Below are 10071 nucleotides of genomic sequence, written 5' to 3' on the forward strand. Positions count from 1 at the left end.
CAAAAAGATAAACCTGATTTGCTTTCAGGTTTATCTTTTTGTCTTTTCTAATCACCTGGCCTTTAAGTCGTTCTTTTGGCGGCTTAGTGATTTTTATCCAGATTGCGTAACATGTCATCAATTTTGTTACCATATTCAATGGATTGGTCTTTGATAAATTGCAAATCGGGAATTTTGTACATGGTCAGGTTTTTACCGAGTTCACGTTTAATCATCCCAGTGGCCTTTTCTAACCCGCGCTGCGCTTTTTGATTATCAGAAGCCAGGGTTGAATGAATCGTATAGTAGACTTTAGCCATGGAAAGATCACCCAACATCTGAACGTCAGTAATTGTGACATCCTGTACACGTGGGTCATTAATATGGAGGCGCAAAATTTCATTGACTTCACGCTTGATTTCCATTCCAACACGGTCTGCGCGATGATTTGCCATCTTAAATTCCTTTCTAAGGTTTCAAAAGTAAGTAGGGAGATAAGGGCAGGACCCTATAATTCCTTGTTAGAGCGAGCCTTATCCTGCCGACTTTTGAATGGGACTTGGTAGACCCACTACCTATTTACGCTTAATTTCTTCCATAATGTAAGCTTCAATTTGGTCGTCAATTTGGAGGTCATTGAATTTTTCAATCATCAAGCCACCTTCTTGGGCATTGCCAACTTCTTTGACATCATCTTTATAATGCTTCAAGCTAGCTAGTTTGCCATCAAAGATAACCACACTATCACGGATAACCCGAACATTTGCGTCTCGTGTAACTTTACCTTCTGTGACCATAAAGCCACCAATCGTTCCAACTTTGGAAACTTTGAAGGTCTCACGGATGATTGCCTCACCAATAATTTTTTCTTGGAAGACAGGATCAAGCTTACCTTTCATGGCTTCTTCAACTTCTTCAATGACTTTATAAATAATACTGTGCAGACGAATTTCAACCTCGTCTGATTCGGCTTGTTGACGAGCTTGAGGGGTCGGACGAACATTGAAACCGATAATCACTGCATTGGAAGCTTCAGCTAGGGTCACATCTGATTCATTGATAGCACCAACAGCAGAGTGAACCACATTAACACGAACGCCTTCAACATCAATCTTTAAGAGGGATGCAGCAAGAGCCTCAACAGAACCTTGAACGTCTGCCTTAATGATAATGTTAACAGTTTTGATTTCACCAGCTTTTAATGTATCAAAGAGGTTATCCAAGCTAACACGTTGGGTACTTTGTCTTTGCTTCATCAAGGCGCGTTTAGCTCGTTCTTCACCAGCTGCGCGCGCTGCTTTTTCATCAGCATAGACTGCAAAATGATCCCCGGCCATTGGCGTTTCATTTAGACCAGTAATCGAAACCGGTGCTGATGGTTCGGCAAACTTGACGCGCCGGCCACGGTCATTTGTCATGGCGCGAACCCGACCAAAAGTATTACCAATAACAATTGGGTCTTGAACATGCAGGGTTCCTTGTTGGACAAGAAGGGTAGCCACCGCACCTTTTCCTTTATCTAATCGCGCCTCAATCACGGTACCGATAGCTCGAACAGTAGGATCGGCTTTGAGTTCTTCAACTTCTGCTACCAAGAGAACAGTTTCTAGTAGTTCATCAATGTTTTTATTGAACTTGGCAGAAATTTCTACAAACTCACAATCCCCACCCCAAGTCGTGGAAATGATCCCATGCTCTGCTAATTCCCCAATCACGCGCTCTGGGTTTGCACCTGGTTTATCAATTTTGTTAATAGCTACGATAATTGGTACGCCAGCAGCTTTAGAGTGGTTGATTGCTTCAATTGTTTGAGGCATAACCCCATCATCAGCGGCCACGATGAGGATCGTAATATCCGTTACAGAAGCACCGCGAGCCCGCATAGAGGTGAAGGCCGCATGCCCCGGTGTATCTAAGAAGGTAATTTTCTTGCCTGCTTCTTCAATCTGGTAAGCACCGATATGCTGCGTAATTCCCCCAGCTTCGCCAGTAGCCACACGCGAATTGCGCAAGGTATCAAGTAGGGTGGTTTTACCGTGGTCAACGTGTCCCATAATGGTCACAACAGGTGCTCGTTCAACCATGTTTTCTGGGTTGAGGTAGTCTTCGTCTGTAAAGAAGCGTTCAATGTCAGCATCATCAACTTCAACTTTAGCCTTAGCTTCAATCCCATAGTCTACCATTAATAATTCAATAGTATCACCATCTAAAGATTGGTTTTGCGTGGCCATGACACCCATCATAAACAATTTTTTAACAATTTCAGCCGGTTCACGTTTGATGCGTTTAGCGATTTCAGCAACTGTCATGCCTTCAGTGTATTCAAACTCTTTAGGCAGTTCATGAAATTTGCGCTCTGTTACTGGTTTTGGCGCTGATGATTGCTTGTTATTCTTACCTTTTTTGGATTTTTTATTCCAGTTACTATTTCTTTGATTTCTCACTTGGTTATGACTATTCCAACTCTTTTTATTCTGTTTTTGTCCTTCTTCGTGTCCTTTTTCTTCGTGACGCGCTTTTCCAGGACGGGTTTGCTTTTTACGTCTTACATCAGCTGTTTTTTCGACAACTGCTGCTACTGACTCATTAGTAGGGGTAGTTTGTGGATTTTGTGTTTGCTTCAAAGCTGCTTGAGCAAGCTTTTTGGCCTCTTCTTGAACAAGTCGTGCTTGGCGTTTTGCTGCTTCTTCCTCACGAAAACGCGTTTCACGTTGCCGGAGATATTCGGCGTTTTGCTCTGCTTTTAATGCCGCAGCACGAGCTTTAAAATCAATCTTAGGCCCGGAACTGGCAGGTGATGGACTGGTCTTTTGGCTTGCTTTACGATCGCGATCACGACGATAATCATTTGAGCGTCCAGCACTTGCGTTTTTACCACGGCCTGAGTCATACTCACGATTGCTATTAGCTGAGCGGTTAGCAGCCGGACGCGAAGTAGCACGTTCAAACGATTGGCCGGCCTGTCGGTTTTGGTGCAGGCGACTGTCCCGCCCATCTGAGCTCTGCTGTCTAGAGCCACGCCGCTCATTTTGCCCATGCTGGTGTTGCTTACGGGCGGCCTGTTCTTTGGCGCGTGCTTCGCGTTCTGCCTTAAAGTTGCGACTCTTTGGTTTTACAGCCGGTTGCTGGGCTTTTGCCGCTGCCTGGTCTGATGAGCCCTCTACCGCTGCTGCTTTAGGGGCTAAGCCTTTAGCTGAAGTATCAGCTAAAGGACTTGGCTTTTCTTGAGTCGCTGGTTGTGGCTTCACAGACTGCTGCTTGGTGCTTGGTGCGGCCGCTGGTTGTGTCGAAAAACTGGCAATGATTTTTTGCGCAGCGGCATCATCAACGGTCGAGGCATGACTTTTGACTTCAAACCCTAACTGGTGTGCTTGTTCTACAACTTCTTTACTTGTCTTTCCAATTTCTTTGGCAATTTCATGCAATCTTTTCTTTGACAATTGCTGTCCTCCTATTCGTCTATTCCATAAGAGTCCTCATTTTCTTTGAAAATCCAGCGTCAGCAATAGCTACCACCTTGCGGGGCTTTCCTAGTGCTGCACTTAATTCCAGTGCTGCAAACACTGTGGAGACTTCTACATTATAATACTTACATTTATCAGTTACTTTTTTGCTTAGGTTAGGTCCAGCATCAGCTGCCAAAAAAACCAGCTGCAGGGCTTGTTGTTGAATGGCTTTTACTACCAATTCTTCTCCTGTGATAATTTTACCGGCACGTTGTGCCAAACCTAGCAATTGTAACACTTTTTCTTTATTATTCAAGGCCTAACTCTCTTCGTTTGACTTTATGATCGACATAAGCGATCAAGTCATCATAAAAGCTTTCAGGGATTTCCATTGCAAAGCTACGGTTGAAAACCTGCTTTTTCTTAGCTGCTTGGGCTTCGCTGTTATCCATTTTAATATAGGCGCCACGCCCGTTAGCTTTGCCAGTTGGGTCAATAAAGACTTGCCCTTCTTTGGTCTTAACAACGCGCAGCAAATCACGCTTGTCAATGATTTCTCCAGACACTAGTGATTTGCGTAAAGGTCTTTTTCGTTCTTTAGGCATTCAATATACCTCGTTTATTACTCTTCCTCGCTTGTTGGCTGTGGTTCAATAGCTGGCGCTTCGGTAGCTGATTCAATGGCGGGAGCCTGAGGATCGTCAGCTGCTGTAGCTGCTGCTTGCGCTTGCGCTTTTGCTTCCATTTCCTCATAGGCGCTAGCTGATTTTATATCAATCCGATAACCTGTCAAATGGGCGGCTAAGCGCACATTTTGGCCGCGGCGGCCAATCGCTAGTGACAGCTTGTTGTCTGGAACAACAACTGTGGCCCGCTTAGTGTCCTCATCATCAAAGAGGACCATGTCAACTTCTGCAGGGGCAATCGCATTGTAGATAAATTCAGCAGGATCATCCACCCATTGGATGACGTCAATATTTTCTTCGACTGGAATGTCAATGCCTGTCTTGGCATCTACGCGTGTTGGATGGAATTTGCTGATAACTTTTTTGATATTGCTACCACCACGCCCAACGATCGTACCAATAGCATCAACATTTGGATTATGGCTACGTACTGCCACCTTTGTGCGGTCACCTGCTTCACGTGAGACACTCATGATTTCGACTGTTCCATCAAAAACCTCTGGAATTTCTTGTTCCATGATTCGCTTGATGAATTCAGGATGGCTGCGGCTAACAAAAACATTTACTCCCTTGGGGTTGTTTTCAACTTTGTAGACATAAACTTCAATACGGTCATGTGATTTGAAGGATTCACCGGGAATTTGATCTTGATGGGACAGTTGGGCTTCTAGCGAGCCTAAGTTAACATAAATAAAGCGTTGGTCAAAACGTTCAACTGTTCCTGTCATGATTTCACCTTCATGTTGCTTATATTCATTGAAAGTGATTTCTCGCATCTGGCGACGCATTTTTTCCATGATGGTTTGCTTAGCTGATTGAGCAGCAACGCGGCCAAATTCGGTGACCGACTCTTCAAAGCGAATTTTATCACCCAGCTCATAAGCAGAGCTAATGGCTAAAGCGTCTTTTAAGCTGATTTCCAGGCGACTGTCAAAGACTTCCTCAACGACCTCACGAACTGTAAAGACTTGAAAATCAGCAGTCTTTTCATTAAATTCAATGACACAAGATTCCGATTGGCCATAGCGACGTTTGTAGGCAGATTTTAAGGATTCTGTCACCGCATCGATGATGTCCTCTTTGTTAATGTGTTTTTCTTCTTCCAAAATGCGGAAGGCTTCTAGCATTTCTTTGCTCATAGTCTTTTAGGCATGCTGGCTAAGGCATGCAATAATTCCTTTCTTTGTAAAACGTGGGTCTGATTGTCTTTACCTGAGCTAACCACAACCAGCAAAAGCTTATAATTTGACGGCTAAACGAGCTTTAGCAACCGATTGATAAGGAATTTCTACCTTTTTATGACGGGTTTTATCAAGGTAATCTAACACTAGGGTCTGACCATCAAATGCGACAAGATCGCCTTGAAAAACTTTAGACTTATCAATAGCTTTGTAAAGACTAACATTGATGTAGGATCCGACTGCTTGTTGCAAACTTTCAGGTGTTTTTAAGGGCCGCTCTAGACCTGGGCTTGAAATTTCCAAAAAATACTGACTAGGAAAGGGGTCAGGAGTTATCGTATCCAGCAATGGGCTAATAAGTTCTGTTAAATCACTGGTATCATCAACCGTGATACCACCTTCCTTATCAACTAAGATACTAAGGACATAGTCATGTCCTAGCTTTCCATACTCAATATCCACCAATTCAAAAGGCGCTTTAATAACAGGTTCTACCACAGCTGTGACCTGTTCAATCAGAGTTTGCTGTGCGATAAGAGCCACCTCACTTTCTTTTATTGTTCACCAGGCTTGTGCAGATCAGCAGTCCACCGAGTGGCACACATAAGAGGCGAAGTAAAACTTCGCCCCTTTTTTCTATATTGTTATCTCTTATTGTAGCACATTCTCAAAATAATGCAAGTCAAAAAGCGGTTTTAAGCCTGTCTTTTTCTGCTTGCCAGGCTTCTGCCTTCTTGGCTCCCTTGAAAACCAAAAAATACCAGGACGAGCCCTGCTATGCCCGTAACCTAGAACCACCCCAAAGTGTGAGACAACACGGTCACACCCAACTTAAGACAGGCAGCTCAGCCTGACGTCTTAAAGGAGAGCGAGCAGCCGATTAGGTCAGGCCAACAGGGCTTTGGAGCCAAACTTTTCCACAAGGGCTCTAAAAAAGGACCAAAGGATACCTGAGCAGCTGAGCCATTTGCCAGTGGACTTGGCTAAGATAAGACCCACCAATAGATACATTAAAAAAATGACCAGAAGGTCAAAGAAATTTTTAACAATCTTTTTTAAAATCTTAAAATTGCCAGGGTGAAAAACGGGCAAACACCCTCAAAACCCTGATATATCAATAGGATAAAAGGAGAGGAGGGGATTCGAACCCCCGAGCCCCGTTAAGGACTACACGCTTTCCAAGCGTGCGCACTCGGCCACTATGCGACCTCTCCACTTGAAGAAGTTAACTTGGTAACTTCCTTATTCTATCATAGTTTTACAAAAATAGCTATTAAAATTTAGCTTCTAGTCGATAAATAACCTGACCCTTATTGGAAAACTTGGCTTCATACTCTGTCATGACATTTCCTTCATAGTCACTGGCATGTAAGTCTAACCAGACTCGCTTCAGAGTCATACCATATTGCGACATGCTAGCTAAGCTATATTCAAACAAGTCTTGGTTGTCGGTCTTAAAATGAATTTCTCCGTGCTCTGGCAAGATTTCTTGGTAAGTGGCTAGGAAGGTTTTATAGGTCAGACGGCGTTTTTCATGCTTGGTTTTAGGCCAAGGATCTGAAAAATTCAAATACATCATTGCAACTTCGCCTTTAGCAAAATAATGGCCTAGGCTAGAGCCATCAACCCGCAAGAGGCGCACATTGGGCAAATCAGCTGCAAGCACCTTATCTAAAGCATAGCTCAGCACTGAAAGCTGCATATCAACTCCAATGTAATTAATCTCAGGATGCGCCTGAGCCATTCCTGTAATGAAGCCACCTTTACCAGATCCTACTTCAATATGAATGGGGTTGTCATTGCCAAAAAGCTCTTGCCACCGGCCTTTTGCCTGGTCTGGCTGCAAAATAACATATTCTGGGTGATTCGCTAGATGCTCTTTCGCCCCTTTTCGATTCCGTACTCGCATTATATCTTTCTAAATGTTTCTCTAAATCTGCGCAAAGCGTAAATCTCTTGGTTGACATGCTCCATATCGCGCTTATCAAAGCATCTCAAAATTTGAGTCAAATAAGATAATTGACCATACCAGACAATCTTTGATTTGACTTTTTCATTGTTTTTATAACCATAGTAAGTAAGCCATTCAGGCCAGAGAGTCTGGGGAATATAATGGCTCAACAGGTAGGCCACATCATACATCCGATCAGTCAAGCGAACAGAGTCCCAATCACACAAATAAATCATGCCACTAGTGGTAATGATCCAATTGCTATGCTTAATGTCTCCATGTACAATGGTCGCTAGATCTGTGCGAAAAGCCGGCAGGCTTCGCTTTAGTTCGGTTACAACACCTTGTATATAGGTGTTTTGCTGAATTTGCAAGGGAGCATTCTTTTCAAAATCTGCCAATAAATCATAGGGATTTTCAATCTTATAGTTTAACTGAAGCAATTGATTGACCAGCTGCTTGGATTTATGTAAGCGCAACAAGATATGAATGATTTGCTTACTATTCATATCTTGCCGACTTAAAATCCGCCCATTAAGCCATTCTTGGGCGCTCATCATATCGCCATTAGCCATGCGTTTGGCCCACAACAATTGCGGAGCAATCTGCTCCTTTGCTAAGGCTGGCAAGATGGGGGTTGTATTTAGTTTGATAAAAACACTGTCCCCATTTGGATAGGTTCCCTTGTACGCTTTACCACTATTACCTCTTAAGGGTGTCAGCGTCAAATCTTGATCAGTTACCGTCACCTGTTCGCCCTCCTTCTTTTCTTAAATTGTCTCATTTTCACGGTTATTCTATTTTACTTGTTTTGACAAACTTAGTCAACGATCTTCTTCACCTTATAAGGAAGATAGATAACATCAAGCAGGCAAATGCCACCAAGCACTAAGCCAGCTTTTAGCAGGGAGCCAGCAAGGGCCAGTTGCGGCACCAGCAATAAGACACTGATTAGTCGCAAAAACTGTACTAATTGGCGAGCTCTGGCCTTGGGCTGATTAGCTGGTGTTAGCTGCACGAGATAGTGGTAGTCAAAATGCTGAGCCAGCGCTAGCAATTGGAACAATAACAGAAAGTTGAAAACCATGGCCACTGCAACACTAAGGTAAGACTGGGGAATAAACAGCAAAGACAGACCTGCCATCAAGAGCAAGCGGACAAACAAGCCTAGGTAATCTCCTGCCCGCAAAAAAGCGCGGCTATAAAGGTTGAGCCAGTAGCTGCTTGCCTTTTTGGGAAGAACTCCAAGCAGGGGATTGAGGTAAGTCCGTGGTTTGACCCGTGTTGAGAGACCTTTGACATTGGTAAACAGAGAATAAAAACGTAGGACTTTTTGTCGGCGCTCTGCTTCAAAGGCGATGGCTTGGTCCCACTTGAGTTGCTGCTTAGGCAGATACTTTGCTTGGCGCTGTTTAAAAATAAGGTACTTGCCAATCAGACTAAGGGCCAGGATTAGCACGATGAGCCAATAAGCCAAGTTTGCACGTAAAAAGATGGGCAAAAGGACTAAGAAAATGAGCGTCTGTAAGATGCTCCATTGGACAAAGGAACGTCTAAAAGAAAGCTTTAACTGAGCTCGGATAGCTGCTTCTTGGACCAGTAAAAAGTGGCGATCGGCCGCTTCTAGATATAAGGGAATAGTTCCCATAAACATGGTTAAGAGGTAGAGGGCTACAATCAGGCAGATCAGTCCCAGCGGCTGGCTTGGAAAATGGCGCAGGAGCTGGCTATACTGATAGAGAACAAAGCCCAGCAAAAAGACCAAAACAAGGACAAAGTGGTCATTAAAGACATAGGGCAAGTACTTGAAGTGGAGGGCTTGGCTTTGAGCGCGGCGTTTACGAAAAAGAGTCTCAATCATCATGCATTATCCTCTTTAGTTAGAGCCAGATAAATGTCATTGAGACTGGCATTTGGGTCACCAAAGGCTTCTTGTAATTGCGACAGGCTCCCTTGAGCGCGAACTTGGCCCTGATGGAGAATCACAAAACGGTCACACATCTTTTCAGCCGAATCAAGGACGTGGGTACTCATCAAAATCGATTTCCCTTTTGCTTTTTCTGCCTCCAATAGCTGGATCAAATCAGCGATGGCCAAAGGATCCAATCCTAAGAAAGGCTCATCAAGAATCAAAAGACTAGGATCAATGACAAAGGCACAGATAATCATCACCTTTTGCTTCATCCCTTTGGAAAAATGAATCGGATACCAATCTAGCTTGTCTGATAAACGAAAGGTCTCAAGCAAGGGCTTGGCCCGCTCAAAAGCTAGCTCAATCGCAAGATCATAGGCCATGGCCACAGCTTCAATATGCTCTTTTAAGCTCAATTCTTCATAGAGGATTGGTGTTTCAGGAATGAAACCGATTTTTTGGCGATAACCAAAAGCATCTTCTGCCAAACGAACACCATCAATGGTAATATTACCCTGATAGGGAGTCAGCATGCCAATAATCTCATTAATGGTGGTTGATTTACCAGCGCCATTTAGGCCAATGAGGCCGACCAATTCACCATCATTTACCGCAAAGGTCACCTCTTTTAAGACAGGGATATTAAGATAACCACCTGTCACTTGATTTAGTGTTAACATAGTGTGTCTCATTTTCTAATTAATGTAGTTCTCTACTATTATAACAAAATCCCTCTATAAAGACAGCGGATTCCTTGTGCAAATCGCCGCCACTTTTCAAAAAGCTTGGATGAATCATTCCCGTAGTTAGTTATTCCATAGCCATCATAGCTTTTCAAACCCTCAAAAAAGAAAAATCGCCACGTTAAGTAGCGATTTTTCCCTTTTGTGAGCCTCAATGAAACGTCAAAGCGTTA

9 protein-coding genes, 1 tRNA gene and 2 pseudogenes are annotated in these 10071 nt (G+C 43.5%); all 12 read right to left on the minus strand.

Features of this window, described 5'->3' with window-relative positions:
• Nucleotides 1–83: 83 nt before the first annotated feature.
• The 12 genes and pseudogenes from rbfA to GWD08_RS06980 all read right to left on the minus strand — a co-directional run bounded on the left by rbfA (nt 84) and on the right by GWD08_RS06980 (nt 9835).
• A complete protein-coding gene (gene rbfA / locus GWD08_RS06930; RefSeq protein ID WP_159544360.1) occupies nt 84–434 on the minus strand; it encodes a 30S ribosome-binding factor RbfA in 351 nt (116 codons plus the stop codon).
• Between the two features lie 120 nt (nt 435–554).
• Nucleotides 555–2768, minus strand: a pseudogene (infB, locus tag GWD08_RS06935) (translation initiation factor IF-2); the annotation flags it as partial.
• A 225-nt stretch (nt 2769–2993) separates the two neighbouring features.
• Nucleotides 2994–3419, minus strand: a pseudogene (locus GWD08_RS08920) (translation initiation factor IF-2 N-terminal domain-containing protein); the annotation flags it as partial.
• A 19-nt stretch (nt 3420–3438) separates the two neighbouring features.
• Nucleotides 3439–3741, minus strand: coding sequence for a YlxQ-related RNA-binding protein (locus GWD08_RS06940; protein WP_159544364.1), 303 nt, complete (start codon nt 3739–3741; stop codon nt 3439–3441).
• Nucleotides 3734–4030 carry an RNase P modulator RnpM gene (rnpM, locus tag GWD08_RS06945; RefSeq protein ID WP_159544366.1) on the minus strand — a complete coding sequence of 99 codons (297 nt, stop codon included), beginning with the start codon at nt 4028–4030 and terminating at the stop codon, nt 3734–3736. Before rnpM ends, GWD08_RS06940 begins: the two co-directional genes overlap by 8 nt.
• Before the next feature lie 17 nt (nt 4031–4047).
• Nucleotides 4048–5250 (minus strand): transcription termination factor NusA, encoded by a 1203-nt coding sequence (gene nusA / locus GWD08_RS06950; RefSeq protein WP_159549691.1) that lies wholly within the window; start codon nt 5248–5250, stop codon nt 4048–4050.
• Nucleotides 5251–5349: 99 nt separating this feature from the next.
• Complete coding sequence (gene rimP, locus GWD08_RS06955) at nt 5350–5835, minus strand: ribosome maturation factor RimP (RefSeq protein ID WP_159544370.1); 486 nt, start codon at nt 5833–5835, stop codon at nt 5350–5352.
• Nucleotides 5836–6419: 584 nt separating this feature from the next.
• Nucleotides 6420–6506: transfer RNA gene (locus tag GWD08_RS06960), tRNA-Ser, on the minus strand.
• Nucleotides 6507–6565: 59 nt separating this feature from the next.
• Nucleotides 6566–7201, minus strand: a complete 636-nt coding sequence (trmB, locus tag GWD08_RS06965; protein WP_159564909.1) for a tRNA (guanosine(46)-N7)-methyltransferase TrmB — start codon at nt 7199–7201, stop codon at nt 6566–6568.
• Nucleotides 7201–7992: a cell cycle regulator CcrZ gene (gene ccrZ / locus GWD08_RS06970; protein ID WP_159544374.1), complete on the minus strand. Its 792-nt coding sequence runs from the start codon at nt 7990–7992 to the stop codon at nt 7201–7203. The genes trmB and ccrZ overlap by 1 nt, the downstream gene beginning before the upstream one ends.
• Nucleotides 7993–8063: 71 nt before the next feature.
• Nucleotides 8064–9107, minus strand: coding sequence for an ABC transporter permease (locus tag GWD08_RS06975; protein ID WP_236560323.1), 1044 nt, complete (start codon nt 9105–9107; stop codon nt 8064–8066).
• Nucleotides 9104–9835 carry an ABC transporter ATP-binding protein gene (locus GWD08_RS06980; RefSeq protein ID WP_159564911.1) on the minus strand — a complete coding sequence of 244 codons (732 nt, stop codon included), beginning with the start codon at nt 9833–9835 and terminating at the stop codon, nt 9104–9106. Before GWD08_RS06980 ends, GWD08_RS06975 begins: the two co-directional genes overlap by 4 nt.
• Nucleotides 9836–10071 lie beyond the last annotated feature (236 nt).

Source organism: Streptococcus halichoeri (genome assembly GCF_009870755.1).
Taxonomy (GTDB): Bacteria; Bacillota; Bacilli; order Lactobacillales; family Streptococcaceae; genus Streptococcus; species Streptococcus halichoeri.

What these genes read in the sequence shown, in the direction of transcription:
- rbfA (WP_159544360.1), bottom strand. Translation starts at nt 434, where the DNA reads ATGGCAAATCATCGCGCAGACCGTGTTGGAATGGAAATCAAGCGTGAA.
- rnpM (WP_159544366.1), bottom strand. Translation starts at nt 4,030, where the DNA reads ATGCCTAAAGAACGAAAAAGACCTTTACGCAAATCACTAGTGTCTGGA.
- nusA (WP_159549691.1), bottom strand. Translation starts at nt 5,250, where the DNA reads ATGAGCAAAGAAATGCTAGAAGCCTTCCGCATTTTGGAAGAAGAAAAA.
- trmB (WP_159564909.1), bottom strand. Translation starts at nt 7,201, where the DNA reads ATGCGAGTACGGAATCGAAAAGGGGCGAAAGAGCATCTAGCGAATCAC.
- GWD08_RS06975 (WP_236560323.1), bottom strand. Translation starts at nt 9,107, where the DNA reads ATGATGATTGAGACTCTTTTTCGTAAACGCCGCGCTCAAAGCCAAGCC.
- GWD08_RS06980 (WP_159564911.1), bottom strand. Translation starts at nt 9,835, where the DNA reads ATGTTAACACTAAATCAAGTGACAGGTGGTTATCTTAATATCCCTGTC.